The sequence below is a fragment of the Acinetobacter pollinis genome (assembly GCF_015627175.1).
GTDB classification, from domain to species: domain Bacteria; phylum Pseudomonadota; class Gammaproteobacteria; order Pseudomonadales; family Moraxellaceae; genus Acinetobacter; species Acinetobacter pollinis.
This window is the reverse complement of the sequence record NZ_VTDQ01000031.1, coordinates 1-25,020: the sequence shown is the minus strand read 5'-3', so window position 1 is coordinate 25,020 and position 25,020 is coordinate 1. Positions and strand designations below refer to the sequence as shown.

Below are 25,020 nucleotides of genomic sequence, written 5' to 3'. Positions count from 1 at the left end.
ATCCCGAAGCGATCACGAAGGGGAGAGGTGAGTAAGCCTGCACGAGTGGTTGCTGCAACAAGCGTGAAAGGAGGAAGATCTAATTTAATAGAACGCGCCGCAGGACCTTCACCAATCATAATGTCTAGCTGGTAATCTTCCATCGCAGGATACAAAATTTCTTCGATAACAGGGGAAAGACGATGAATTTCATCAATGAATAAAACATCTCCTTCTTCCAAGTTGGTCAGCAATGCCGCTAAGTCACCTGCCCGTTCCAATACTGGTCCAGAGGTAGATTTAAGACTTCCACCCATTTCACGAGCAATAATATTTGCAAGTGTTGTTTTTCCTAAGCCGGGTGGACCAAAAATAAGTGTATGGTCTAATGCTTCACCACGCCCACGGGCAGCGCCAATAAAGATTTCCATCTGCTCACGTACAATGGGTTGACCAATGTAATCACTTAATGTGGCAGGTCGAATTGCACGATCAATTTGGTCTTCAGGTTTTTCATGACCATTAATGAGTCTGTCTTGCATAACTTATGATTTCATCATTGATTTAAGTGCAGCACGAATAATGTCTGCAACTTCTGTATGTTGATCTTTTACACTTGCTACGACTTTCTTAGCTTCCTGAGGTTTATAACCTAAAGATTGAAGTGCAGCTTCAGCCTCAGCAACTGCTGAGTTACCAGACTGCTGTAAAGGTATTGAGGTGTTATTTGAATGGTGAGGAGCATCTTGTTGAAGTGCTTTAACGCGATCTCTGAGTTCTATGAGTAAACGTTCTGCTGTTTTTTTACCAACACCGGGCACTTTCACAAGCGTATTAATATCGTTATGTTCAATCGTTTGAATAAGTAGATCTGCACTTAAAGTAGATAATATACCTAATGCCATTTTAGGGCCAACGCCATTGACCTTGAGTAAAGTTCTAAAAAAGGTTTTTTCACGTAGGTCTAAAAAACCATAGAGCAATTGTGCATCTTCTCTTACAGCCAAATGTGTCCATAAGGTGATTTTTTGGCCTTTTTGTAGCTGGCAGAATGTCGAGAGTGGAGTGTCCACTTCGTAACCAATACCATTGACATTTAAGATGACAGTAGGAGCCTCTAATGCGAGGACTTCACCAATGAGGCAACCAATCATTTAGATTTCCTATGAAGTAAATGCAGGGCGATGACCCTGTAATATTTGTGCAAGATGATATGCTTGATGATCTGAGAATTTACCAACAATGTCGAGTACTTGCATAATGTTTTGGTAGTGATTGTCGCCAAAGTGAGCACCAGATTGCTCTAGCATGAGCATCAGTTTACGATCTTTATAGCTCGTAATTTTATTAGGAGTGGTTAGTGGCATAAAAGCATCTAAAATGTGTTGTAGGCTCATATGAGCAATCACTTCTAAATCTATTTTTTGTCTGTGTCCAAAAATCTTTTGTCGTGCTAAGTTCTTTGCTTCTTCTATACCTGCTGAGATATCTGTCGGGCAGTATTGAAGTAGTGTACCTTGAAGCTGTCCCATTAAAATGGTTGTTTGGTGTCGTGAAAATGCATTTGTTACCTCTTCGACGAGTCGTTTCATTGCACGACCACGTAATGCTGCAATTTTCTGTTGCCACGTTGTCCACGGCAATGACAATTCGTTTGGAATGCCATAGTCTGCAATTAACTTAATGAAGATAGGCTCAACTTCCTCATAAGTTAAAATATTTAAGCTAATCGCATCTTCAAGATCAATGAGTGCATAGCAAATATCATCCGCTGCTTCTAAAAGATACGTAAGTGGATGACGACAGTAATGATATTCGCCAAGCTCAATGAGCCCTAGACGGTTAGCAACTTCTGAAAGAATACTTTTTTCGCTTTGATAGCAACCAAATTTAGCTCGATGTTGAGCAGATTCATTCTCTTGAATGGGTTTGGATAACCAAGGATATTTTAGATATGCGCCCAGTGTTGCTGCAGTTAAACGCATGCCACCATCTTCAGGATGATGGTCTATACGTGTAAGCAGGCGCAATCCTTGAGCATTACCTTCAAATTGGCGAACATCTGCAGATTCTTCAGATGAAAGCGCCTGAAGAAAATTATTTTGTGCAGCAGCATCAAACCATTCACGAATGGCATATTCACCAGCATGCCCAAAAGGCGGGTTACCAATATCATGTGCTAAACAAGCTGCCTGTATAATAGCGCCAAGATCTGCAGGTGAAATCCAAGCTGGAAGATCATCCTTAATTTTCTCTGCAGCAAGCATTCCCAAAGAACGACCAACACATGATACTTCTAAGGAGTGGGTGAGGCGTGTATGTACGCCGTCATTTTGTGTGAGCGGATGTACTTGTGTTTTACGATTGAGTTGTCTAAAACTTTGCGAAAATATAATTCTGTCATAGTCTTTATGGAATGGGCTTCGACCAAGCTCATTTTGGTTTTTTTTACTTCCTAAACGGGTCGCTGAAAGTAACTCTAACCAGCGCATTTCTTTCATTCTTTATAAAATCAACTGTTAAATTTTATCCATCATGCCAAAAAAATTGGAGTTTCTCTAGTCAGATACGTCAAAGGTTGTCGTTTCAATTGTGACTAAATCGTAATTTTTTTAGCATTTCACACCGTTTAAAAGCACGCTACAATACGGATTATAAAAGATGATAAGTAGAAAAAAATATGTCTCTTCACTCTCATCATGAAGAAAATCATTATACCGAACGTTCAGGATGGCTTCGAGCAGCAGTGCTTGGAGCAAATGATGGCATTATTTCAGTTACTAGCTTGGTTGTGGGCATATCTGCAAGTGGAGCGACGGTTCATACGCTTTTAATTACATGTATTGCGGGCGTTATTTCTGGTGCTGTATCTATGGCCGCAGGTGAATTTATTTCTGTGAAATCTCAGCAAGATATTGAAGATGCCGATTTAAGAATGGAGGCCAAAAGTTTAGATTTATCTCCTGATCTAGAATTATTAGAGTTAACGAAAATTTATATTCATCGGGGGTTAGATAAAGAGCTAGCTTTTGAAGTTGCTCAACAGTTAACTGCGCACAATGCACTTGCTGCTCATGCAAGGGATGAAATAGGAATTAATGAAGAAACAGCAGCACAACCCTTTCTTGCAGCTTTTTCATCTGCAATTTCTTTTGCTTTAGGTGGTACGTGCCCATTATTGGCTATCTTGTTGTTGCCAAGAAATTACCTTGAATATGGAATTATTATTGTTGGTGTAGTTTCGTTAGGTGTACTTGGCATTGTTTCAAGCTATGCAGGCGGTAGTAATATGATTAAAGGGGCTATCCGTGTCATGTTGTGGGGTATTGTTGCTATGGCATTTACTTTCTGGATTGGTTCTTTATTTAATGTTTCTGTATAAAGAATCGCTTTAACAATAATTTAGTTTTTATGTAAAACTGGTTCTATATATTTATATTTTGTCTATTAGATATTTGTCTTAAATAATCGTATAAAGTTTAATTTTTATCTTCTGGTAAAAAATATTTTATTATTTAAATTTTTGATTTGAAATGATTTTTTAACAGTAATGGTTGCTTTTTTAGAGTTTGTTATATTTTTGTGTTAGAGTCTGCGCCCACATATGAGCTTAATGCTTATCACAAAGTGATTTGAGCGATGTAAGAGCAATCTTTCTAATTCAATACAGGGTGTTTAATGCAAACAGCAACTGATAAAAGTAATGAAGTGGGGCTCGATGATATCAATATTGTCGAAAGTGCCAAAACAAAAAAAGCAATTACCGCAGCCGCACTAGGTAATACTATCGAATGGTTCGATTTCGGTGTATATGGCTATGTTGCATATGTATTAGGAAAAGTTTTTTTTCCTAATACATCTCCAAGCCTTCAATTAATTGCAACACTCGCAGCGTTTTCTATTCCTTTTGTATTTCGCCCAATTGGTGGAATTATCTTTGGTTTCCTTGGTGATAAATACGGTCGTAAGCATATTCTTGCCATTACAATCATGATTATGACCTTAAGTACTTGTGGTATTGGTCTAATTCCAAGCTATGACAGTATTGGTATTTGGGCACCTATTTTATTGCTCATTGTAAAAATTGCACAGGGTATATCTGTTGGTGGTGAATATGCAGGTGCAGCCATTTTTGTTGCAGAGTATTCTCCAGACCGAAAACGTGGATTTATGGCGAGCTGGTTAGATTTCGGTTCAATTGCAGGCTTCTTAATTGGTGCGGGGACAGTTTCATTCATCAGTTCAATGGTGGGTGAACATAACTTTGCAGAATGGGGGTGGCGTATTCCATTTCTACTTTCCTTACCGTTAGGGTTAGTAGGAATGTATTTACGTAATGCATTAGAGGAAACACCTGCATATAAAAAAGCCACTGAAAATGCGGAGAAGAAAATTCCTTTTAGGGAAGTACTCACCACACACAAACGCAGTCTTTGGGTCTGTGTGGGCATTGTTGTAAGTACCGATGTTGTTTATTACATGCTACTGACGTATTTACCAAGTTACTTTACGCATAACTTGCATTATCCAAGTAATCGTGGGGAAATGGTGACCATTGGTGTGATGTTTGGCATGCTGTTTTTACAACTCTTTATTGGTTGGTTGAGTGATAAGATTGGTCGCCGTCCATTTATTTTTGCAGGTAGTTTTTCACTTATATTCTTGTCTTATCCTGCATTTATGCTCATGACATCTGGTGTTGAGTCTTTAATGTTTGCGGGACTTTTTATTTTGGCGCTTTCTGTAAATATGCTATTGGGTATTATGGCTGCGACAATTCCTGCATTATTCCCAACCGATATTCGTTATTCTGCACTTGCTGCTGCATTTAATATCTCAATTGTATTTGCAGGTTTAACACCGACAGTAACAGTAGCACTTGTAGAAAATACAGGTAATCTTATGATTCCTGCTTATTATCTTATTGTTTTTGGTTTTGTTGGTTTAATCACTGCTTTTTATTTTAAAGAAACTGCAAATAAGCCATTATATGGTACTGCGCCAATTGCAGAAGACCGCCAAGAAGCAAAAGAGCTTTTAGAAGTTTTTCATGAAAATATTGAAGAAAAAGTTCAAAAAATTGATGAAAAAATGGATGAACTGAGTCAAAAGCGTGAGAAGTTAGTCAGTCAGCATCCTGAACTAAAATAACCTATTTTCTAAATAAATATTTTGACCGATCTCATTTAAAAATAGGTGAGGTCGGTTTTTATTTGGTTGTAAATTAAGATTATCTTTATTAATTTTAACAATTTTTTCATATATCTTTTCGATTATGCTTGTTTGAACTAGCTCAATAGACGAATAAGCAGTATTATAGACGCTCTTCTCAAAGTCACATTGCGGTAAGGTGTTAAGACTTACCCGTGGAGCCAAAATCAACATGTTTATCGTGGCCGGTGCGGTAGCACATTCTACTTTCAAAAAAACTCAACTATTATCACGTTTATCGTCTCTTAGTTCTGTTCAATCAATCGAAAGCCAGTGGGTTTATCTGTTTGATCAAGCGCTCAACGAACAAGAATTACAAGCAGCTCAACAGTTATTGAATGATGGTTCAAGTTTTGAACTTCACCAAGCTGCAAGTGATGAAGTACAAATTTTAGTAACACCACGCGTGGGTACAATTTCACCTTGGTCTTCTAAAGCTGTCGATATTTTTAAAAACTGTAATACGCCTGTTCATCGTGTGGAACGCGGTATTTTGTATACGCTAAAAGGTGTAAATACGGTAAGCGATGCGGTAAAAGCAATTTTACATGATCGTATGACTGAAAATGTATTTAGTCAGGTAAATGATGCACACGTATTATTTAGTGAAACTTCGCCAAAACCATTAAATACGATTGATGTGCTTGGTCAAGGCAAGTCTGCACTTATTCAAGCAAACCAAGAGTTTGGTTTTGCACTTTCTGAAGAAGAAATTGACTACTTAGTGGAAGCATTCACGCAGTTACAACGCAATCCAAACGATATTGAGCTAATGATGTTTGCTCAAGCAAACTCAGAGCATTGCCGTCATAAAATCTTTAATGCAGAATGGACAATTGATGGTGAAAAGCAACCGTTATCATTGTTCAAAATGATTAAAAATACGTATAAAGAATCTCCAAATGATGTATTGTCTGCATATAAAGATAATGCATCGGTAATTGTAGGCTATGACACAATGCGTTTTTATCCGAAACCGGATGAAAATGGTCATCATGTGTATAAATATAAGAGTCAAGCTGCCCATATTCTCATGAAGGTAGAAACACACAACCACCCAACTGCAATTTCTCCATTTGCTGGGGCTGCAACAGGTTCTGGTGGTGAAATTCGTGATGAAGGTGCAACAGGTCGTGGTGGTAAGCCAAAAGCAGGCTTAACGGGCTTTACTGTATCTAACTTAAATATTCCTGGTTTTGAACAGCCATGGGAAGAGCAGTATGGCAAACCATCTCGTATGGCATCACCATTACAAATTATGATTGATGGCCCACTGGGTGGGGCTGCATTCAATAATGAATTTGGTCGTCCGAACCTAAATGGTTATTTCCGTACATTTGAACAAAATGTAAATGGCGATGTGAAAGGTTTCCATAAGCCAATTATGATTGCAGGTGGTTACGGTAATATCCGTCCAGATCATGTGGAAAAAGATCCAATTCAACCGGGCGATTTACTCATTGTGTTGGGTGGCCCTGCGATGTTAATTGGTCTAGGTGGTGGTGCTGCATCATCTGTAGATAGCGGTACAATGGGTGAAAGCTTAGACTTTGCTTCTGTACAGCGTGAAAACCCTGAAATGGAACGCCGTTGCCAAGAAGTTATTGATACTTGCTGGCGTTTAGAAAATGAGAACCCAATTGTTTCTGTACATGATGTGGGTGCTGGCGGTGTTTCGAATGCAATGCCTGAGCTTGTGAATGATCATGAGTTAGGGGCTGTATTAAACTTACGTAAAATTCCATCTTTAGAGCCGGGTATGTCTCCAATGGAGATATGGTCGAATGAAGCGCAAGAGCGTTATGTTTTAGCGATTCGTCCAAGTTCTTTAGCTGAATTTGAAGCAATTTGTGAACGTGAACGTTGTCCATTTGCGGTGTTAGGTGAAGCGACAGAAGCACGTCACTTAACTGTAGAAGACCCATTATTTGAAAATAATGCGGTAGATATGCCAATGCAAGTCATGCTTGGTGGTACACCACGTATGCAACGTAGTTATGAAACGACTGAACGTGTTGGTAATGCTTTTGATACTGCGAAAATTGATCTTAAAGATGCAATTTTCCGCGTATTAAAAAATCCAACAGTTGCCTCAAAATCGTTCCTTATTACGATTGGTGACCGTTCGATTACGGGTATGGTTGCACGAGATCAGCTTGTTGGTCGTTGGCAAGTGCCTGTGGCAGATGCTGCCGTAACCACAACCAGCTTAGAAGGTTATACAGGTGAAGCAATGGCAATGGGTGAGCGTCCACCTGTCGCATTGTTAAACCCTGTTGCATCGGCACGTTTGGCAGTTGCAGAAGCAATTACTAATATTGCATCGGCAGATATTGAACAGTTAGGTGATATTAAATTATCTGCAAACTGGATGGCTGCTGCGGGTCAAGAAGGTGAAGATCAAGCATTATTTGAAGCAGTAAAAACTATTGGTATGGAAATTTGTCCTGCATTAGGTATTGCGATTCCTGTAGGTAAAGATTCATTGTCAATGCGTACGACGTGGCAAGATGAGGGCGAAGATAAGTCTGTAACATCTCCAATGTCGTTGGTGATTACTGCTTTTGCACCAGTGAATGATGTGCGTAAGACTCTAACGCCTGAACTTAAAGCGATAGATGACAGTATTCTTGTACGTATCGATCTTTCTAAAGGTCAACACCGTCTGGGTGGTTCGATTCTTGCGCAAGTTTACAAAGCCATTGGTACAACTGCGCCAGATGTAGACAGTTTTGATGATCTAAAAGCCTTTTTTGCTTTAATTCAAGACTGGAATACACGTGGACTTATTCAGGCTTACCATGACATTGGTGATGGTGGCTTACTCGCGACTGTGAGCGAAATGATGTTTACAGCACGTCTAGGTGTAAACTTAGAAGCGCTTTCTGTAGATAGCTTGTTCTCTGAAGAAATTGGTGCTGTTGTTCAATTAAAAGCTTCTGATTGGGAAAATCTAGCGAGTGAAATTGCTGAGTCTCCATTAAAAGATGCAATTGAAGTTGTGGGTCAAGTAAATACATCTGATGTATTGACTGTAAATGGTCTTACATTGAGCCGTACAGAGTTACAACAAGCATGGTCTGAAGTATCTCACCAAATTCAACGTCTACGTGATAATGCAGAAACAGCTGATCAGGAATATGCCTTAATTGCAGATCAAGCGCATAAGGGCTTAATTGCAGAACCAACATTTGACTTAAATGAAGAAATTGAAGCACCTTTCTTAAATTTACGCCGTCCAAATATGGCAATTTTACGTGAGCAAGGTGTAAATGGTCATGTAGAAATGGCAGCAGCTTTCGATAAAGTTGGCTTCAATACAGTTGATGTACATATGAGTGATCTACTTGCAGGCAGAATTAGCCTAGAAGACTTTGAAGGTCTGGTTGCATGTGGTGGTTTCTCGTATGGCGACGTGCTTGGTGCAGGTGGTGGCTGGGCGAAGTCAGTTTTATTTAATGAAAAACTACGTGACCAATTTGAGCGTTTCTTTAACCGTAATGAAACCTTCAGTCTAGGTATTTGTAATGGGTGTCAGATGTTATCGCAACTTGCACCACTTATTCCGGGTGCAGAAGCATGGCCTCGTTTCCATCGCAATACCAGTGAAGTATTTGAAGCACGTAGCATTAACGTGAAAATAGAAAAATCTAAGTCTGTATTATTACAAGATATGGAAGGTTCTATTTTACCAATTGCTGTTGCACATGGTGAAGGTCGAGTGGTTGCGCCTGAGCAAACAATTGCTAACTTAAATGCGAATGATCAAATTATCTTACGTTATGTAGATAGTCATGGTCAGCCAACGCAGCACTATCCAATGAATCCGAATGGTTCGCCTGAAGCAATTGGTGGTGTAACATCTACAGATGGTCGTGCAACGATTATGATGCCTCACCCAGAGCGTAACTTCCGTGCACTACAGCACTCTTGGTCACCTGAATCATGGGATAAAGATGGTGCTTGGTTACGTATGTTCCGTAATGCACGCAAATTTATTGGTTAATTTCTAAGAATATCTTGCTAAAAGCATACCTTCGGGTATGCTTTTTTTATGTCCATAATAAAGTATAAATAATATGATCAAACTATATACCACAGCACTTTCGGGACACGGCCATCGTGTAGAGCAGCTCTTAAAATTATTGAAACTTGATTACGAAAAAATAGATGCGCCACATGAAGTACGAATAACGACAGAATTTTTGAAGATTAACCCACTTGGGCAAATTCCTGTACTCATTGATAATGAAGTCGTTTTAAGTGATAGCAATACAATCTTGTTATATCTCGTACAAAAGTATGATCGTGCCTGTATTTGGTACGCAAAGGAGATAATAGAACAAGCAGAAATTCATAGGTGGTTATTTATTGCATCTGGTGAAATTGCATTTGGTCCAGCATTAGCAAGAAGAACTAAGCTGTTGAATGGTGATGCAAGCCTAGAAGAAGCACAGGCACGTGCACATAAAATCTTAAACTTTATGAATAATCATTTGAAAAAGTATACTTGGCTTGCACTCGATAAGATAACGATTGCCGATTTGGCTTGTTACCCTTATGTGGCTGTTGCAGAGGAGGGTGGTGTTTCTTTAAACGAGTATGAAAATGTAAAGCATTGGCTCGCAAATGTCGAATCTGTTGAAGATATACAAGCCATGCCAAGAATGACTACATGATTTCTCAAAATTGGGAAATGTAGTAGTTGCGTACAATCTAAGATGCATATATTGATTTTCTTTATAAAGCCCTCATATTATGAGGAATATTCATAAAATTCATTAGGGGAATGTATGTTATTCCAACTGCCTAAGTTACCAGCAGAAATTCATATAACACATTTAAATACACGTTTGAATGAACAAAAGAAAAAGTTGGACGCTCAGAAAACAGGTACTAAATTTTCAATTGGCAGCTTAATGAAAGCAGCAAAAGGGCGAAAAAAGGCTAAAGAAAAAATTTATATAATTGATTTTAAAGGTGATGTTCAAGCCTCGGCAGTTGCAAATTTACGTGAGGAAATTACGCTTATTATTGCAGCAGCAGATGCAAATAAAGATAAAGTCGTTATTCGTCTAGAGAGCCCTGGTGGAATCGTACATGGATATGGCCTAGCAGCAGCGCAAATTGTTCGCTTACGAGATGCCGGCTTCTATGTGACAATCTGTGTTGATAAAGTTGCTGCAAGTGGTGGGTATATGATGGCTTGTATTGCAAATCAGATTATTTCTGCACCTTTTGCAATTTTAGGTTCTGTAGGTGTAGTTGCTCAAGTGCCAAATTTTAATCGTCTTTTAAAAGAACATAATGTCGATTTTGAACTTTATACTGCTGGGCAATATAAACGCACTGTCACCATGTTTGGTGAAAATACAGATGAAGGAAAAGCGAAGTTTGAAGAAGAGCTTCAGCAAACCCATCAATTATTCAAGCATTTTGTTGAAAAATACCGACCTCAATTGAACGTAGAGCAAATTGCGACAGGTGAGCATTGGTATGGTGAGGACGCTGTAGAGCTTAATCTTGTCGATAAAATACAAACTTCAGATCAGGTTATTCTAGACTTAATTCATGATAATGATGTCTATTTGATTAGTACACGCCGTAAGCCCACGGTTGGCGAAAAGTTAGGTTTACAAGCGGCACAGATTGCTGATCATGTAGTTCCAACAGTCTTAGATAAGCTGACGCAATATGCGACTAAGGCAAATCAATCATTAATTCAACTGAAAGATCCTAAAGCCTAATAAATAAAAGCCAGCAATTGCTGGCTTTTTAAAAACTAAGACGACTAATTTAAAGGCTTATCCCATGCTTTTAAATGGTCTTTACTCCATGTGCCATAACTTGAGTTTGGCAACACAATCCAATCTTTTCCGAAATGTTCTCGATTGTTTAATACGGCTTGTTCACGCTCAGCCTTACTTTGTTTAGTCGTAAAATCGCTTGAAAAATCGGGTAGGCTATCACCAAGAAGCATAATAATATGGTAGTCCTTGCTAATTTTCTCTCGACGCTGTTGTTTCGATGAATCGTAAAGTAATACGTTTTCTGCACTAACTTGTGGTAACTGAAGTGATTTTAATGTTGAAAGTGTTGAGGATTTATTTTCTTGGCTACGATCAGAGACATAAAAAATTTTGATACCGCGTTCATTTAGGAAATTAAAGAAAGCAAGGCTACCAGGAATAAGGCTTGGATTTCCTTTTTGTTCCCACTCATTCCATGTGTCCCAGCTTGTCCAATCGTGGCACTTCTCTGTATCACGTGCCAGTAGAGCACTGTTATCAATAACGGTTTCATCTAAATCTGTTACAACAGCAATATCTTTGGTATTGGGATGTTGTTGTAAATATTGTTCGATACGCAATGTGGCAAGGGTATAACTTTGAAGCTGTAAAGCATGAATCTCAGCAGACTGTTGCTGATATTTGAGTCCCATAGTGTACTGCTGTATTTTTTCACACTGATGAGATATTGAAGATTTTGCATTTATTGTCGTTGTAAAAAGTATTGATAATAGTAAGGATACAATTATTTTTTTTACTTGGATTACATTGGGCATGTAAGACTCCATATTTTCAAATGCTTATATAAAAATAAGCCCAGAATATTCTGGGCTTATAAAGAATAATAACGATAGATTATTCCAAAAATTTGACAATTGTACCCGATTTAACTTTTCTGCCAAGGTCATTGGCATCCCAGTTGGTTAAACGTATACAGCCGTGTGATGCTGTTTTGGATACTAAAGAAGGATTTGGTGTACCATGAATACCAAACGACTTTTTACTTAAACCAATCCAAATATTACCCACTGGTGCATTTGGACCTGGTGGTAGTGATAGAGGTTTTAAGTTATTACCTTGTACAAAGTTGCTTGGTGAATAGCTATACCAAGGATTTGGTGTTACACCAACAACTTTATAAGACCCTGTTGGAGATGGTGTATCTGAACTTCCAATTGTCGCTGGGAATGATCCAACCATTTGATTTTGCGAGTTGAATAAGTAGAGCTGTTTAGCTCCTTTATGAGCAACAATTAGATGAATATTTTCGGGTAAATTATTGCGAACGCTTGTAACAATAATCTTCTGACCAATTTGGTTGAAATTTGCTTTTGGATTGAGCTGTTTCAAGAAAGCTTCATCCATATGGAATTTTTCACCGAGCATTTCTGGAACACTTGTATAATACAAGCCTTTCATCTTTGCTTGTAAGGCATAGTCGTGTGGAATTTCTTTTGCATAAGGACCTTTAAGATCCTCTGCTGAAATTGTATATTCGATGTAAGCTGGCTTATCTCCTTGAGATGCAATTAATGCATTCCAAGTATCTTCATCTAAAATGCCCGTTGGTTGCAATCCGCGCATTTGTTGAAAGGAAGCAATTGCTTTAAGCGTATTTTTACCACTAGAACCATCAATGGCTCCAGGTGAAGCATGTGCATTGTTTAGCATAACTTGTGCACGTGCATAAATAGGAAATTGCCCACGACCAATATTACTATACCACTCGACACTATTTAGATTATCTAGTGTCCAAGCAGTTTTAGAAAATTTTGTTGCGGTTTTTGTATTTGATTTTTCTGGTGAATTATCAATATTTTTAACTGTCTTCGCGACATCGTTTAAGTTATTTTGCTCTTGTGGCGTCATTTGAGCTTCTGATGTTGCAACGACATCTGAAGCAGATGAGTCAGCAGCACCAGCCATGATTTCAGATGCGCTTTTATTGTCTAATGATAGTGGATCGATTGGATCTGCTACGGGAGCTGATGCAACTTGTTCAGATTGATCTGTAGGGGCTGATTGCGCTACATCTGAAGCGGCAAAAGCACTATTGATCATCAAGTAGCTTAAACTCACAGCGAGTAATGAGCGAACAAACATTGTGGTAAACCTTAGAATTATATTGTTGTTAAACGCATTTAGTATTACAGAATTTATTATTTTGTGCATTAATTATTTCGTAATGTATAGTTTCAATCATGACAATCGAGATGCTCTGTTATCTTCTAGATATGCTTTTTTGTTATAATTACACACTAAACAAATAATTAAATGATTGGGATAGGTATGACGGCTTTAAAAAATGATCGTTTTCTTCGAGCCTTATTAAGAGAATCAGTAGATACAACACCAATTTGGATGATGCGACAAGCTGGTCGTTATTTACCTGAATATCGTGAAACACGTGCAAAAGCGGGTGATTTCTTATCATTATGTAGAAATACCGAGTTTGCCTGTGAAGTCACGTTACAGCCTTTGCGTCGTTATGATTTAGACGCTGCTATTTTATTCTCAGATATTTTAACTGTTCCCGATGCTTTGGGGCTTGGTCTTTATTTCGAAACAGGTGAAGGGCCAAAATTTAAAAAAACAATTCGTACAGAAAAAGATATTCAAGATTTACCCAAAATTAATGCTCAAACAGATTTAGACTATGTAATGAATGCAGTTACTGCAATTCGTTCAGCTTTGGGTGGCAGTGTTCCACTAATTGGCTTTTCTGGAAGCCCTTGGACACTAGCAACTTATATGATTGAGGGTGGGTCTAGTAAAGATTATCGTTATACTAAAGAGATGCTCTATAAAACACCTGAACTCTTACATGCTTTGCTTGATCATTTAGCTGATGCTGTTATTGACTATTTAAATGCGCAAGTTGAAGCAGGAGCACAGGCGATTCAAATCTTTGATAGTTGGGGCGGGGCATTAGCTCATCGCGAATACATTGATTTTTCGCTGAATTATATGCAGAAAATTGTAAATGGTTTAATTCGTGAAAAAGATGGTCGTCGTATCCCTGTAATTTTATTTACTAAAGGTGGAGGGCAGTGGCTAGATGTTATGTTGGATACAGGCGCAGATGCATTTGGTTTAGATTGGACTACGCGTTTAGATGAAGCTCGTAAACTTGTTAATGGTCGTGCTGCCCTGCAAGGAAACCTCGATCCTGCAACATTGTATGGCTCAACTCAAACTATAGAACGTGCTGTCAAATTAATGCTTGACGATGCATATGCAAATGGTGAAAAAACTGGGTATGTTGCCAATTTGGGTCATGGAATTACTCAATGGGTAAACCCTGATATGCCAAAAATATTTGTAGATACAGTGCATGAATATAGTGCGAAATATTTATAATACATAAATGAATCATTTTAAGCATGACTTATGTCATGCTTTTTTTTTACAGAAAAATACCTTTATCAAGCTGAGTACTATATAGCTTTTAACTCATTACTATCGCTATTTAATAATAAAAGAAGGCTTTAGGTGGGACCGGAAAGATCGCTGTATTCTGCTGTAAAAAATTAAAGTAACGCGTCTGTTTTATATTGTTATGACCTTAATTTTAATTAAACATTTTTAAATGTATTTTCAGTCTAAAAATAAAAAAGTAGATTACTTCTAGTTAATTTATAGCAGTAATTCTGAGATAAAAAGCCAATCCTCTTGTATCACGGATACAAGAGGCTTATAGATTAATAGCTTTCAGGCACAGCACTTAAAAACTCACGGCGTGACTCAGTATTGGTTTTGAACTCGCCAACAAATGACACAGTACGTGTTGTTGAGTTTTGTTTGCCGACACCACGCATCATCATGCACATATGTGCAGAGTCGATGACTACAGCAACACCGCGTGCACCTGTAATTTTTTCTATCGCTTCAGCAATCTCTTGGGTAAGATTTTCCTGAATTTGTAAACGGCGAGCAAACATTTCAGTAATACGCGCAAACTTTGAAAGACCTAAAACCTGTCCTTCAGGAAGATAAGCAATATGTACACGACCATAAAACGGTAGTAAATGGTGTTCACATAGAGAATAAAATTCAATGTTTTTGACTAAGACCATTTCGCGGTTATCTGATGGAAAAACCGCATCATTCGTGACTTCTTCGAGTGTTTTATTATAGCCTGACGTCAAATACGAAAATGCTTTTGCGGCACGTATAGGCGTATCTTTGAGACCTGGGCGTTCAAGGTCTTCACCAACGGCTTCAAGAATATTTTCGTAGGATTGCTGCATAGACATAACAGGTGTTCACTTACACAAATTGAGCAAGGGCAGTATTGTAGCAGAAATTTATCTTTCTAAAACATTTAATGTACATATCTAAGATTGCTGTTGATATTTTGGATTTTTTTCCGCACGTTTTAGAAGGACCAATACTGCTCCTGTACCGCCTTGGTTTTCAGGGGCACTGACAAAAGCAATCACATCTCTGTGTTGACGAAGCCAACCATTTACATAAGTTTTTAAAATTGCTTCAGGGCCTTTCCCATGCACAATTTTAATTACATTCTGATTTTCATCTTTCGCCATTTGTATAATCTGGAGAACAGCTTGACGTGCTTCCTCAACAGTACAACCATGTAAATCTACCGCTTCAAACCAACGAAGTTTTCCTGTTTTTAAGTCCTCAAATACTTTATGTTGTAAGGTCGCAATACGATAATTTAAAGTTTGTTGGCTGCCTACTGGGTTTAATGCAGCTTGTGTATCTGAAAGTTCTGCGTGTTCTTGTGTATGATCTCCTTCAGCAGCGACACGTTTTGCCAAAAGTTGCGCATCTAGTTTTTTAGGTTTTGATTTAGAAATTTGTGCAATATTCCCAGAATCTAATTTCTTTACGCCTTGAACAGCCTGTTGAAAGAGGGCAATTGAGTCGTCTACTTTTTCTTGATCATTTGAAGAATTTACGACTGTAGATACGTCTTTATTAGATGAGTCTATTGCAAGATGAGTTTGAGGTTGTCTGATTTGTTTGCGAAATTGTTTTAATAGACGTTCTTGTTCTTTGGAAAGAAAACTATCCGATTTACTCATAACGACTTCCTGTATAGCAATAGAATAAAAAGGCAGTCTACAGACTGCCTTTTGAAAGTAGAGGGTAATTATATAAGAGAAGGCTTTCCAAACAAGTCATAAAATGCTTGTTGAGGATTCTTCTGTTTCATAAAGCTTTCGCCAACCAAGAAATGGTTAATATTGTTGCTTTGCATCAGTGCAATATCTTCAGGGATGGCTATTCCACTTTCCGTAATTAATAGTCGCTCAGGGCTAAGTAAATTTTTTAAACGAATGGTGTTGTTGAGATCAACTTTAAAGGTTTTAAGATCTCGGTTATTGACACCAAGTAAGCAACGATCACTTAGTTGTAGTGCGCGTTCTAATTCATTTTCATTATGTACTTCAACCAATACATCTAAACCATATTCAAATGCTGTTTTAGACATTTCTTCAAGCTGTTGGTTGGATAAACAAGCCACAATAAGTAAAATACAGTCAGCATGTAAGGCACGTGCTTCTACCACATTATATGGGTCTATCAGAAAATCTTTTCTAAGTGCAGGCAAATTACAGTTTTGTCGTGCTAAGTGAATATTCTCATCGGCACCCTGAAAAAAATCGACATCAGTGAGTACGGATAAACAAGCAGCTCCAGCATTTTCATATTGTTCAGCAATTTCTGCTGGATCAAAGTTTGCACGAATGACTCCTTTAGAGGGAGAAGCCTTCTTAATTTCAGCAATAACCCCCGGTCTTTTTTGACGTAATGCTTGAGCAAAAGGGCGAATGGCACTTGCATTCTTTGTAAGTTGTTCTAGGTCATATAACGTATGTTGCTTACGACGTATGGCAAGTTCTTCAACTTTTCGGTCAATAATTTTGCCTAAAATAGTATTTGCGATATCCATAGTCTTACTCAGTTGTTGATTCAACAAGTTTTAATGTTTTTGTGTATTCGGCAAACACACTCATTTTTTCAAGTGCTTGTCCACCATCAATAATGTCTTGTGCGAAAGCAACACCTTGTGCATAGTCTTTGGCAAGTCCTGAAACATATATACCTGCACCAGCATTGAGTGCAATCATATCGGCAGCTTTTTGCCCAAGATCAGATTTTTTACGACCAAGTGCATCTTTAATGAGTTTTAGACTATCTTGTGAGCTATTGACACTTAAACCATTCAATGCCTGTGCCTGAATGCCGACATGCTCAGGAGAAATTTGCCAAGTCTTAATTTCACCATCTTTTAACTCTGCAACTGTTGTTTGAGTTGCAAGACTAATTTCATCTAGACCATCTTTTGAATGTACAACCATGACATGGATGGCACCCAAATTTTTCAAAACCTCTGCAATTGGAAGACAGAGCTCTTCTGAAAATACGCCCACAACCAGACGTTGAACACCAGCAGGATTGGTTAATGGCCCTAATAGATTAAATATAGTGCGGATTCCAAGCTCTTTACGTGGTGCAATCGCATATTTCATTGCTTTATGATGGTTAGGGGCAAATAAAAACCCAATACCCATTTCATTTAAACAGCGCTCAGTTTGACTCATTGATAAATCTAACTGAATCCCTGCTTTTTCAAGCAAATCTGAAGAACCTGAATGACTTGATACCCCACGGTTCCCATGTTTAGCAACAGTTGCACCTGCTGATGAAATGACAAAACTCGATGCTGTAGAAACATTAAAGAGATTCTGACCATCTCCACCTGTACCAACAATGTCAATCAGGTGTTCAGTGCTCTCTGGTTTAACGTGAATTGCAAGTTCACGCATAACCTGAGCAGCAGCTGTGATTTCTTCTATGGTTTCACCCTTTAAGCGTAAACCCATAAGAAACGCACCAATTTGGGCATTGGTTGTTTCACCTTGCATAATACTGTGCATGACCGCTTTCATTTGTGTTTCAGTCAAATGAATATTCTTGGTCATATTTTTTATTGCTTGCTGAATATTCATAATGTCACTTATATGTTTCCAAGAAGTTATTGAAAATTTTATGCCCGTGTTCACTTAAAATTGATTCAGGGTGAAACTGTACGCCCTCTATAGGAAGAGTTTTGTGTCGTACACCCATAATTTCTTCTATAGTTCCATCGGGTTGATTGGTCCAACAAGTTACTTCTAAACATTCAGGAAGACTATTTTGATCGATGACAAGCGAATGATAGCGTGTTGCTGTAAAAGGTGATGGTAGATGAGAGAAAATACCTACGTCTGTATGATACATTTCTGAAAGTCTACCGTGCATCACTGTTTTAGCACGAACGGTCTTGCCACCAAATGCTTGACCAATACTTTGATGCCCTAAACACACACCCAGTATTGGAATTTTTCCAGCAAAGTGCTGAATAGCAGCAATTGAAATACCTGCCTCGGTTGGAGAACATGGTCCTGGTCCAATGACAAGGTATTGAGGCTGCCATCGTTCTATGTCCTCTAATGATACTTGGTCATTGCGAACAACTTTAACCTCTTGGTCTAACTCGCCAAAGTACTGGACGATGTTATAGGTAAAGCTATCGTAGTTATCAATCATCAGAAGCATTTTAATGGCAACCTTTTGAAAATTAGTGTTTTATTTGGTTTTTAGTTATCTGATACCCGTTTAATTACCCGTTTTAGTGAAATTTACAGGTGCATGATAATAAAAAGCCACTTGGTCAAGTGGCTACTATATCAGATTTTTTATGTTCTTCTACTTTTTGCTTTACATACGATGAATACCAAAAAACATCCCTTTCAGAAATCTTAATCGGGCTTTGAATATCACCTTTATTAATTAGCTCGTAAAACTTGTATCTAGTAACACCAAGAAAGTACATAAACTCTTTTGCTCTAATTCTGCGATCAATCTCCATTTCACACCTCACGCATACCGATAACTAACGTTATTACATTTCTTCACCCAAGGCTTGAAGCGTTGCTTATAACAGTCTTTGCAATTCGCTTCTAAGCTATAGGTACCATCTTTTCTTTTGTAACTTGTGCCATAGAAAAACTCTTTCGTAGCAGGGAAGTACTCACCGCAGTGAATACATTGTTTTTCTGTGCCGAGTTCGGTTTGGATGTATTTACTCGCCATTTTTACACCCCATCACTCGATCAAACCCACCACTAGCAATAAAGCCGTCTATGAAGTTTGTTGGTTGTTGAGATGCTTCGATCATGGCTTTATTTTTAGCAACAATATCCAAACACTCTTGATGAGTACCAACATGGAAGTTTGCTTTTTCTTTTGGATGCCCAAATTCAGCAAACCAAGTTCCATACATTTTTTCAGTTTTTAAATTCACTTGATGATGTGCATTTATAGTCATAATTTCATTTAAGTCTATCCCATCTCCTAAGCACTCAAGATCACTTTCTAAAGAGCAGAAATTTTCAGGCTCATCATCATCTTGCCAAAAAACTTCAATCTTATCTCTCGGCACCAAAACAAACTCACCACTTTCAAGTTTTTCGAGCTTTTGTTTTAGCTCGGTGATTTCGGCACATAAAACATCAGCCTCTTCATCTGCAAGCTCTGCACGTTTTTTCCAACCAACCCAACTATCAAGTGTGCCAAACTCTTTATGAAATTCTTTCTGTTCTTTTTTCCAATCAATCATTCCCAAAACTCCTATTTAATTCTTGAAGATCTGTTTACCGTTTTCAGTTAAGAACCATCGATACTCAATAGTTCCAATTTTTCGGACAATGTTTAATTTTTCTAATACTATTAAATGTCTTTGAGCACTTCTTTTAGACATGCCAGTTTTTTCTGATACTAATTTAGACGTACAAACAGGGTTGTTTTTCACAATTTGTATCGTTTCTAGGCAAATACTAAAATATGCCTCAACCCTTTGCTTGTGCCTCATAATTAACTTCCAAAAACAATGTAGGTATAGCAAGTGACACATCGACCTTCTGTGTCACATTCCATAAGCTCTTTACAGTGAAAGCAGTATTCAAATTTCATCTAAGCATTGCCGTGAGTTTGAATTAATGACTGCTTCTTATTGCCACAAGCACTTACAATTTCCGCTTCGTAATCGGTGTTTTTGAACTGTGAGTAGATAATTCCAAGTTCAGCCACATCTGATGTTTTTTCTATGCGTTGAATTGCTTCATCGAATGCAGCTTGCATCGCTTCTTCTTGGCTACGACCATCATTAAGCCAAGCAAGAATACGTTCACCTGTTTCAGCTGTAATAACTTCACCATTTGTGCTAAATAGCTTGGTACGATCTTTTGTAGGTAGAGCAGAGTGACCATCATGAACAACATCCAATGCGACTGTTAACTCATACTCAAAACCATCACGTTGCTCAGCTTTCATACCCAGCTTAAGAATCTTTTTACCTTCACCTTGTACCGTCTCAGTTTTGGCGCGTGTAGTCGTGATGATGTGCATATCCGTTTGAAGTAATGCATCAATAAACTTGCGATGGCGTGGCGTAGTTTCAGACCATGCACTCCAAGAGTTTCCACGGAAACGTGTTCTAGCTATTTCGTCATTGATTTCTAAACAACCACCTGTACCAGTCCATTCGTGTGTTACGGAGTCAATAATAAGAACGTCATAACCCATGTTGTGTGCGGTTTGGATCGCACCGACATATCGCTCAGGTGTGTAGGGTGGGCGTAGTGGCAACGTATCAAAAACAAACTCATTGGCGTACAAAGAAGCCGATTCATTTTCTGTATCAATAACTGCAATTTTCTGACCTAAACCACTTGCTAAAGTAAGTGCAGAGTAGGTTTTACCACTACCTGATGGGCCATTCAGGTTAAGCTTTAATTTCGCTTTTTTACGCTCAGCCTTAGTAAATACAAAGTGTTCCATGATTAATCTCCTTTATATTTTCTTGTTGAGTAGATTTCAGGTTGTTGAATAGGAGCAGGAGCAATGTAAATACGCTCAGGCTTAGGTGGACCATAGATCACAGGCTCTTCTTGACCAATCGGGGTCATACAATCCTCTTTGTAGTGATGGTTCTTTTCCCAATAGCCACCAGACTCAAGCCAAAAGTAGGTTTGACCATTTTCAACTTTTAGAAACACAGTCTTGTCACCAAGAGTTCTATAGTGAGTTGCTTCGTCTTTGCTACCTGGATACATGCCAAACTTAGACATGAAATCCCAATATGATTCAGTACTTGAAAATCTTTTAGCTAATGCGTTCATGCGTACACCTCACCAAATAGTTCAGCTTCTTCTTGTTGACGCACTTGGTTTTTAATGTGCATCGATTCTTGGGTGAGCTTGGTATGCTCATCATTGGTTAAGTGACCAAGCATGTAGAGTGTTTCGACAACGGCTTGTTTTTCTTGCCACGTATCGTTTTTGAATACGTTAAGAACGTGTTGTGCTTGAGAGTCTTGAATATTCATTAGAAATTCACTCCCAAAAACACAGCGATAGAAACCAAAATAGAGAAGGCGGTTAGAGTTTTAGCATCCTCAATCAGACGCTTTTTAAATAACTTCTTGTTTTGACTGCGGATTAGCTTTTTAACTAATCCTTGTTGATTTGCTAGATTGTTCTGTTGCATAATTACCTCGTTCCGATGGAAAGCCCGTGTTTGATTTCGAAGGTCTACATGGGCTTTTTGTTGTCTGTATTGTTTCTCTATAGGAAACATATTAGTGTTGTTTATCTTCCTTGTCAACTATTAGGAAACATTATTTTTATTTTTGAGTTATAATACCCAAAAGAAAGCCCCGCATAGTGCAGGGCTGCATGGAGGTTGTTATGTTAGATCACGATAAGAAGCTTACACTTGTACGAGACCTTATTGATGCAGGTATTACAGACCCATCAATAATTGTGGAAACTATCAAACGCATTGAAGAGGGGCTATTTAATAGAAGCTAGTCCTTTAATATTTCATCAATCTTAGAAGCTCGAGAGTAAACTACTTTATGGCATTGGTTGTATAGCTTTAAGTAGTACTCTCGAGAATTAGGTTTTCCAACGCCATCTTCATAATAGCTGCTTTCGGAATTAGCGATTTTCTCCATCAATTCAAAAGCAATTCTTTCTACTGAGTTGTCTTGAATTTTAATTGGATTTGCTATTTCAGTTTTATCACTCATATTGCTCTCCGCCCGATCTGTTGTATAGACTGTGTCGGGCTCACAGGCTACTATTATGAATCAAAAGATTAAAAGAATTTTATGGGGAACTATCTTCACCCTCATTAACATCTTTATTTTTAGTGATGATGGAAAGAATCTCTTCGGGGGTAATATTTTCTATATCTATTTCGACACCATTTATCATTGGTTTCTTTATTCTATTTTCTTTGTATTTGTGATATATCCAAACGCTCAAATCATATATAAAGCTACTTACAAGGTTAAGACCAACACCCGATAGAATGGTTATTACCGCATCATGCAGGTCACTATCATAGCTCCTGCATCTAATTGTATTGAGCTTATTGGGGTATCCAATATTCTTTCTTGGTTCCAAGTTCATTGTTGCTAGGGAACTAAAATCATTATTTTTTTTGAACTCTTGAAACTGATCTATAGAGATTTTATTTAGCTTAATCTTATACATAAAACATCCTTGTAGATTGATTTTATATTAATTTATTATCCAGCTCGCCAAAACTGACGACCAATAACTTTAAAGTTAGATCCATTTTTCTCGTTAACAATGCGATCCTTATACTGAGGATTTAAGCTATGGAGAACAATTGAGCCATCAGCTTCTTTAAATAGTTGTTTAATCATACCTTCGCCTGCAAAGTAAACGGCGTAGATTTTTCCATCTATAATTTCATTTTGACTAATGTCGATCCCGACACAATCACCATCTTTAATAAGATCATCCATACTATCGCCTTTAGCTTGGATGATTTTTACATTCTTCGGCGAGATTTGCTTTTTTTGAAAAAAGTCTTCAGAAAAAGGGAGTTTTCCAGTTATGGTATCAAAGTGAAATTCTATAGATTCCCCTAATCCACAAGAAAAGTGTGCTTCAACAATATCTATCCAAATGAATTCATTTTTTGAATCTTCAGAAACTACGACGGGCTCTATTGTTTCAAATTTCTTTGATAATTTATCAGTTCCAGATACTAGATAATTCACAGTTGTCTTTAATTTTCTAGCGATAGTTTCTAATCTATTAATATCTGGAGCAGCCATACCATTCTCCCATTTTGATACCGAAGACCTTTTTAAAGGGGGATCAAATAAAGAGCATATATCCTGTTGAGTCAACTTTAATTCAAGCCGCTTCTGCTTAATTCTCTCGCCAATTGTATTCATATATTTATACACAAAAAGAAACAATGTTTCCTATAGGGTAACACTTGTTTGTTTCCTTGTGTTCAACTATCATGTTTCCTAATAGGAAATATATGGGAAATATTTATGGATTATAAAAGTCCAAATGCAAAAAACATTCGGGAAATCATTATGAAGTCTGGTGGGGTGAGTAGTGTTGCACGTGCGTGTGATATGAGAAGAACCAGCATCTATAAGTGGATTTATAAAGGTTGGATACCACCAGCTCGCATTGAGAAACTTTCAGAGCTATCAGGAATACCTTGTAGTGAACTCTATCCAGAGACTTTCCCAAAAAAGTAAACCTCAATTGCAGCGAACAATTGAGGTCTCGTTCACCAACTTAGAGGAAAATGAACAATGAATATGTTAACAGAATTTCAAACAAACGCAAAAACCATGAGCACTCGAGAGATTTCAGGTTTAACAGGTAAAGACCATAAAAACGTTAAGCGTGATTGTGAGGTTATGTTTGATGATCTTGAAATAGATGCGCTCAAATTTGAGCGCATCTATTTTGACAAGATGAATCGCAAGCAAACGGAGTACCTGCTTGATGAAGAACTTACCATGACGCTTATCACTGGTTATAGCGTAACTTTACGCAATCGAGTTATTAAACGCTGGAAAGAGCTAGAAAACCAACAACAACTCCCACAGTCATTTGCCGAAGCACTTCAACTTGCAGCAGACCAAGCGAAACAACTTGAACTGCAAGCACCTAAAGTTAATTTCTACGACAAATTAGCAGATCGCACCACTTTGATGAATGCAACTCAAGTCGCTCAAAAAATTAAGATGTCTGCTCAGAAGCTCAATAAGATTTTAGACACGCTCAATGTCTACAGCCATGCAGTGAAGCGTGGTCGTGTATTTCAGCAGTGGTTCATGGATCAGGGCTATGGAGAGCTGAAAGAGACAGATTTAGGCTACTCACAAGCAATGTTCACGACAAAGGGTGAGCAATGGGTATTCGAGCAATTAACGAGTGAGGGCATCATTTAATGAGTTTTATTCCTAATTCTTTTCAGATAGCAAATGCTCTTGTTGATGATGGCATGTTGGCAAAGATGAAAGGTTCTGCATTGGCACTTTACATCATCATTGTGCGCAAAACTCGTGGTTGGAACAAAGAGATGGACTCTATTTCATTATCTCAATTTCAAAAATTCTCAGGTTATGGCAAGGATGCAGTTTTAGCAGGGCTTGATCGTCTGATTGAACTTGGTCTTATTATCAAGGCTACAGATGGTCAAAAAACATCAAAATACATGCTAAATGACTTGTCGGAAAAACCGACTAGTGAAGAATCTAGCTTGTCGGAAAAAACGACTAGACTAGTCGGAAAAACCGACAAGATATTGTCGGAAAAACCGACACACAATAACAATATAAAAACAACTAATACAAAAACAATAGATATATGTAGTGAGCCTGCTAAAAAAACTCGTTCAGTCTCTGAGAAATCTAAGAGGTTTTCATTTGAAAAATCACTCTTAAAACTTGGAGCAAACAAACAGTTCGTATCTGAGTTCATGGAAGTACGAAAAGCGAAACGTGCAGTCGATTCAGAAACCGCATTTAAGCGTTTTATCTCTGAACAACAAAAATCAGGTAAGTCACTTGATGAAGTCCTAGAACTCTGCATTGTGAACTCTTGGAAAAGTTTTAATGCATCGTGGAATCAACCACCAGTTGCTAAACAACAACCCGAAGCACCTAAAAGACGTT

Annotated in this window: 30 protein-coding genes; 10 read left to right on the top strand and 20 right to left on the bottom strand. The window is 38.0% G+C overall.

Going from position 1 to position 25,020, the window contains the following annotated elements:
• From ruvB to I2F23_RS10705, 3 genes are all read right to left on the bottom strand, one after another.
• Nucleotides 1-521, bottom strand: a 521-nt coding sequence (gene ruvB / locus I2F23_RS10715) for a Holliday junction branch migration DNA helicase RuvB (protein ID WP_195772588.1), incomplete at its 3' end; no start/stop codon positions are given.
• Between the two features lie 3 nt (nt 522-524).
• Complete coding sequence (gene ruvA, locus I2F23_RS10710; protein ID WP_195772587.1) at nt 525-1,133, bottom strand: Holliday junction branch migration protein RuvA; 609 nt, start codon at nt 1,131-1,133, stop codon at nt 525-527.
• Nucleotides 1,134-1,142: 9 nt separating this feature from the next.
• Nucleotides 1,143-2,480, bottom strand: coding sequence for a deoxyguanosinetriphosphate triphosphohydrolase (locus I2F23_RS10705; RefSeq protein ID WP_195772586.1), 1,338 nt, complete (start codon nt 2,478-2,480; stop codon nt 1,143-1,145).
• A gap of 179 nt (nt 2,481-2,659) precedes the next feature.
• On the opposite strand from I2F23_RS10705, the gene I2F23_RS10700 reads away from it, so the two are divergent.
• From I2F23_RS10700 to sohB, 5 genes are all read left to right on the top strand, one after another.
• Nucleotides 2,660-3,361 (top strand): VIT1/CCC1 transporter family protein, encoded by a 702-nt coding sequence (locus I2F23_RS10700; RefSeq protein WP_195772585.1) that lies wholly within the window; start codon nt 2,660-2,662, stop codon nt 3,359-3,361.
• A 296-nt stretch (nt 3,362-3,657) separates the two neighbouring features.
• Nucleotides 3,658-5,130, top strand: a complete 1,473-nt coding sequence (proP, locus tag I2F23_RS10695; RefSeq protein ID WP_195772584.1) for a glycine betaine/L-proline transporter ProP — start codon at nt 3,658-3,660, stop codon at nt 5,128-5,130.
• Between the two features lie 232 nt (nt 5,131-5,362).
• Nucleotides 5,363-9,196 (top strand): phosphoribosylformylglycinamidine synthase, encoded by a 3,834-nt coding sequence (gene purL, locus I2F23_RS10690; protein WP_195772583.1) that lies wholly within the window; start codon nt 5,363-5,365, stop codon nt 9,194-9,196.
• Between the two features lie 73 nt (nt 9,197-9,269).
• Entirely contained in the window at nt 9,270-9,869 is a 600-nt protein-coding gene (locus I2F23_RS10685; protein ID WP_213014708.1) for a glutathione S-transferase family protein, read from the top strand.
• A 114-nt stretch (nt 9,870-9,983) separates the two neighbouring features.
• The gene (gene sohB / locus I2F23_RS10680) at nt 9,984-10,937 is read left to right on the top strand and encodes a protease SohB (RefSeq protein WP_195772582.1); all 954 of its coding nucleotides are present in this window, start codon (nt 9,984-9,986) and stop codon (nt 10,935-10,937) included.
• Nucleotides 10,938-10,981: 44 nt separating this feature from the next.
• Here sohB and I2F23_RS10675 read toward each other — a convergent pair whose 3' ends face one another.
• Both I2F23_RS10675 and I2F23_RS10670 read right to left on the bottom strand, forming a co-directional pair.
• Nucleotides 10,982-11,755: a 5'-nucleotidase, lipoprotein e(P4) family gene (locus tag I2F23_RS10675; RefSeq protein ID WP_195772581.1), complete on the bottom strand. Its 774-nt coding sequence runs from the start codon at nt 11,753-11,755 to the stop codon at nt 10,982-10,984.
• Nucleotides 11,756-11,834: 79 nt separating this feature from the next.
• On the bottom strand, nt 11,835-13,082 hold the full coding sequence (locus tag I2F23_RS10670) for a L,D-transpeptidase family protein (RefSeq protein ID WP_195772580.1): 1,248 nt from the start codon (nt 13,080-13,082) through the stop codon (nt 11,835-11,837).
• Between the two features lie 186 nt (nt 13,083-13,268).
• Between I2F23_RS10670 and hemE the strand changes: the two genes are divergently transcribed.
• A complete protein-coding gene (hemE, locus tag I2F23_RS10665) occupies nt 13,269-14,339 on the top strand; it encodes a uroporphyrinogen decarboxylase (protein ID WP_195772579.1) in 1,071 nt (356 codons plus the stop codon).
• Between the two features lie 341 nt (nt 14,340-14,680).
• Here hemE and folE read toward each other — a convergent pair whose 3' ends face one another.
• The 12 genes from folE to I2F23_RS10610 all read right to left on the bottom strand — a co-directional run bounded on the left by folE (nt 14,681) and on the right by I2F23_RS10610 (nt 21,542).
• Nucleotides 14,681-15,229, bottom strand: coding sequence for a GTP cyclohydrolase I FolE (gene folE, locus I2F23_RS10660; RefSeq protein ID WP_195772589.1), 549 nt, complete (start codon nt 15,227-15,229; stop codon nt 14,681-14,683).
• Nucleotides 15,230-15,316: 87 nt separating this feature from the next.
• The gene (locus tag I2F23_RS10655) at nt 15,317-16,030 is read right to left on the bottom strand and encodes a Smr/MutS family protein (protein ID WP_195772578.1); all 714 of its coding nucleotides are present in this window, start codon (nt 16,028-16,030) and stop codon (nt 15,317-15,319) included.
• Nucleotides 16,031-16,098: 68 nt separating this feature from the next.
• Complete coding sequence (trpC, locus tag I2F23_RS10650) at nt 16,099-16,902, bottom strand: indole-3-glycerol phosphate synthase TrpC (protein ID WP_195772577.1); 804 nt, start codon at nt 16,900-16,902, stop codon at nt 16,099-16,101.
• A 4-nt stretch (nt 16,903-16,906) separates the two neighbouring features.
• Nucleotides 16,907-17,962: an anthranilate phosphoribosyltransferase gene (gene trpD / locus I2F23_RS10645; RefSeq protein WP_195772576.1), complete on the bottom strand. Its 1,056-nt coding sequence runs from the start codon at nt 17,960-17,962 to the stop codon at nt 16,907-16,909.
• 4 nt (nt 17,963-17,966) lie between these two features.
• The gene (locus tag I2F23_RS10640; RefSeq protein WP_195772575.1) at nt 17,967-18,551 is read right to left on the bottom strand and encodes an aminodeoxychorismate/anthranilate synthase component II; all 585 of its coding nucleotides are present in this window, start codon (nt 18,549-18,551) and stop codon (nt 17,967-17,969) included.
• 115 nt (nt 18,552-18,666) lie between these two features.
• Entirely contained in the window at nt 18,667-18,864 is a 198-nt protein-coding gene (locus I2F23_RS13925; RefSeq protein ID WP_195774037.1) for a helix-turn-helix transcriptional regulator, read from the bottom strand.
• A gap of 8 nt (nt 18,865-18,872) precedes the next feature.
• Nucleotides 18,873-19,088, bottom strand: coding sequence for a hypothetical protein (locus tag I2F23_RS10635; protein WP_195772574.1), 216 nt, complete (start codon nt 19,086-19,088; stop codon nt 18,873-18,875).
• Nucleotides 19,078-19,614 carry a hypothetical protein gene (locus tag I2F23_RS10630; RefSeq protein WP_195772573.1) on the bottom strand — a complete coding sequence of 179 codons (537 nt, stop codon included), beginning with the start codon at nt 19,612-19,614 and terminating at the stop codon, nt 19,078-19,080. Before I2F23_RS10630 ends, I2F23_RS10635 begins: the two co-directional genes overlap by 11 nt.
• 353 nt (nt 19,615-19,967) lie before the next feature.
• Entirely contained in the window at nt 19,968-20,834 is an 867-nt protein-coding gene (locus I2F23_RS10625) for an ATP-binding protein (protein WP_195772572.1), read from the bottom strand.
• Between the two features lie 2 nt (nt 20,835-20,836).
• A complete protein-coding gene (locus I2F23_RS10620; RefSeq protein ID WP_195772571.1) occupies nt 20,837-21,175 on the bottom strand; it encodes a hypothetical protein in 339 nt (112 codons plus the stop codon).
• Nucleotides 21,172-21,381, bottom strand: coding sequence for a hypothetical protein (locus I2F23_RS10615; RefSeq protein ID WP_195772570.1), 210 nt, complete (start codon nt 21,379-21,381; stop codon nt 21,172-21,174). Before I2F23_RS10615 ends, I2F23_RS10620 begins: the two co-directional genes overlap by 4 nt.
• Complete coding sequence (locus I2F23_RS10610) at nt 21,381-21,542, bottom strand: hypothetical protein (RefSeq protein WP_023271640.1); 162 nt, start codon at nt 21,540-21,542, stop codon at nt 21,381-21,383. The genes I2F23_RS10615 and I2F23_RS10610 overlap by 1 nt, the downstream gene beginning before the upstream one ends.
• Nucleotides 21,543-21,742: 200 nt before the next feature.
• On the opposite strand from I2F23_RS10610, the gene I2F23_RS14015 reads away from it, so the two are divergent.
• A complete protein-coding gene (locus I2F23_RS14015; RefSeq protein WP_266096421.1) occupies nt 21,743-21,865 on the top strand; it encodes a hypothetical protein in 123 nt (40 codons plus the stop codon).
• Here I2F23_RS14015 and I2F23_RS10605 read toward each other — a convergent pair.
• From I2F23_RS10605 to I2F23_RS10595, 3 genes are all read right to left on the bottom strand, one after another.
• The gene (locus tag I2F23_RS10605; protein WP_195772569.1) at nt 21,862-22,086 is read right to left on the bottom strand and encodes a hypothetical protein; all 225 of its coding nucleotides are present in this window, start codon (nt 22,084-22,086) and stop codon (nt 21,862-21,864) included. The genes I2F23_RS14015 and I2F23_RS10605 overlap by 4 nt on opposite strands.
• A gap of 79 nt (nt 22,087-22,165) precedes the next feature.
• A complete protein-coding gene (locus I2F23_RS13920) occupies nt 22,166-22,555 on the bottom strand; it encodes a hypothetical protein (protein WP_228285398.1) in 390 nt (129 codons plus the stop codon).
• A 35-nt stretch (nt 22,556-22,590) separates the two neighbouring features.
• Entirely contained in the window at nt 22,591-23,271 is a 681-nt protein-coding gene (locus tag I2F23_RS10595; RefSeq protein WP_195772568.1) for an XRE family transcriptional regulator, read from the bottom strand.
• Nucleotides 23,272-23,376: 105 nt separating this feature from the next.
• Here I2F23_RS10595 and I2F23_RS10590 point away from each other — a divergent pair, with 105 nt between their 5' ends.
• The 3 genes from I2F23_RS10590 to I2F23_RS10580 form a co-directional block, all read left to right on the top strand.
• On the top strand, nt 23,377-23,592 hold the full coding sequence (locus I2F23_RS10590; RefSeq protein WP_195774036.1) for a carph-isopro domain-containing protein: 216 nt from the start codon (nt 23,377-23,379) through the stop codon (nt 23,590-23,592).
• Between the two features lie 57 nt (nt 23,593-23,649).
• On the top strand, nt 23,650-24,294 hold the full coding sequence (locus tag I2F23_RS10585; protein ID WP_195772566.1) for a Rha family transcriptional regulator: 645 nt from the start codon (nt 23,650-23,652) through the stop codon (nt 24,292-24,294).
• A partial coding sequence (locus tag I2F23_RS10580) for a replication protein (protein WP_195772565.1) occupies nt 24,294-25,020 on the top strand: 727 nt, incomplete at its 3' end. The genes I2F23_RS10585 and I2F23_RS10580, both read left to right, overlap by 1 nt.

Excerpts from the sequence above, each read along its gene's own strand:
- I2F23_RS13920 (WP_228285398.1), bottom strand. The coding sequence starts at position 22,555 with ATGTATAAGATTAAGCTAAATAAAATCTCTATAGATCAGTTTCAAGAG.
- trpC (WP_195772577.1), bottom strand. The coding sequence starts at position 16,902 with ATGGATATCGCAAATACTATTTTAGGCAAAATTATTGACCGAAAAGTT.
- folE (WP_195772589.1), bottom strand. The coding sequence starts at position 15,229 with ATGCAGCAATCCTACGAAAATATTCTTGAAGCCGTTGGTGAAGACCTT.
- I2F23_RS10605 (WP_195772569.1), bottom strand. The coding sequence starts at position 22,086 with ATGAGTGATAAAACTGAAATAGCAAATCCAATTAAAATTCAAGACAAC.
- I2F23_RS10655 (WP_195772578.1), bottom strand. The coding sequence starts at position 16,030 with ATGAGTAAATCGGATAGTTTTCTTTCCAAAGAACAAGAACGTCTATTA.
- I2F23_RS10590 (WP_195774036.1), top strand. The coding sequence starts at position 23,377 with ATGGATTATAAAAGTCCAAATGCAAAAAACATTCGGGAAATCATTATG.
- I2F23_RS10625 (WP_195772572.1), bottom strand. The coding sequence starts at position 20,834 with ATGGAACACTTTGTATTTACTAAGGCTGAGCGTAAAAAAGCGAAATTA.
- I2F23_RS10595 (WP_195772568.1), bottom strand. The coding sequence starts at position 23,271 with ATGAATACAATTGGCGAGAGAATTAAGCAGAAGCGGCTTGAATTAAAG.
- hemE (WP_195772579.1), top strand. The coding sequence starts at position 13,269 with ATGACGGCTTTAAAAAATGATCGTTTTCTTCGAGCCTTATTAAGAGAA.
- I2F23_RS10670 (WP_195772580.1), bottom strand. The coding sequence starts at position 13,082 with ATGTTTGTTCGCTCATTACTCGCTGTGAGTTTAAGCTACTTGATGATC.
- I2F23_RS10675 (WP_195772581.1), bottom strand. The coding sequence starts at position 11,755 with ATGCCCAATGTAATCCAAGTAAAAAAAATAATTGTATCCTTACTATTA.
- purL (WP_195772583.1), top strand. The coding sequence starts at position 5,363 with ATGTTTATCGTGGCCGGTGCGGTAGCACATTCTACTTTCAAAAAAACT.
- I2F23_RS10610 (WP_023271640.1), bottom strand. The coding sequence starts at position 21,542 with ATGCAACAGAACAATCTAGCAAATCAACAAGGATTAGTTAAAAAGCTA.
- I2F23_RS10585 (WP_195772566.1), top strand. The coding sequence starts at position 23,650 with ATGAATATGTTAACAGAATTTCAAACAAACGCAAAAACCATGAGCACT.
- I2F23_RS10630 (WP_195772573.1), bottom strand. The coding sequence starts at position 19,614 with ATGATTGATTGGAAAAAAGAACAGAAAGAATTTCATAAAGAGTTTGGC.
- I2F23_RS10640 (WP_195772575.1), bottom strand. The coding sequence starts at position 18,551 with ATGCTTCTGATGATTGATAACTACGATAGCTTTACCTATAACATCGTC.
- proP (WP_195772584.1), top strand. The coding sequence starts at position 3,658 with ATGCAAACAGCAACTGATAAAAGTAATGAAGTGGGGCTCGATGATATC.
- I2F23_RS10705 (WP_195772586.1), bottom strand. The coding sequence starts at position 2,480 with ATGAAAGAAATGCGCTGGTTAGAGTTACTTTCAGCGACCCGTTTAGGA.
- I2F23_RS10620 (WP_195772571.1), bottom strand. The coding sequence starts at position 21,175 with ATGAACGCATTAGCTAAAAGATTTTCAAGTACTGAATCATATTGGGAT.
- I2F23_RS10685 (WP_213014708.1), top strand. The coding sequence starts at position 9,270 with ATGATCAAACTATATACCACAGCACTTTCGGGACACGGCCATCGTGTA.
- I2F23_RS10615 (WP_195772570.1), bottom strand. The coding sequence starts at position 21,381 with ATGAATATTCAAGACTCTCAAGCACAACACGTTCTTAACGTATTCAAA.
- I2F23_RS10635 (WP_195772574.1), bottom strand. The coding sequence starts at position 19,088 with ATGGCGAGTAAATACATCCAAACCGAACTCGGCACAGAAAAACAATGT.
- ruvA (WP_195772587.1), bottom strand. The coding sequence starts at position 1,133 with ATGATTGGTTGCCTCATTGGTGAAGTCCTCGCATTAGAGGCTCCTACT.
- I2F23_RS13925 (WP_195774037.1), bottom strand. The coding sequence starts at position 18,864 with ATGGAGATTGATCGCAGAATTAGAGCAAAAGAGTTTATGTACTTTCTT.
- I2F23_RS10700 (WP_195772585.1), top strand. The coding sequence starts at position 2,660 with ATGTCTCTTCACTCTCATCATGAAGAAAATCATTATACCGAACGTTCA.
- trpD (WP_195772576.1), bottom strand. The coding sequence starts at position 17,962 with ATGAATATTCAGCAAGCAATAAAAAATATGACCAAGAATATTCATTTG.
- sohB (WP_195772582.1), top strand. The coding sequence starts at position 9,984 with ATGTTATTCCAACTGCCTAAGTTACCAGCAGAAATTCATATAACACAT.
- I2F23_RS14015 (WP_266096421.1), top strand. The coding sequence starts at position 21,743 with ATGTTAGATCACGATAAGAAGCTTACACTTGTACGAGACCTTATTGAT.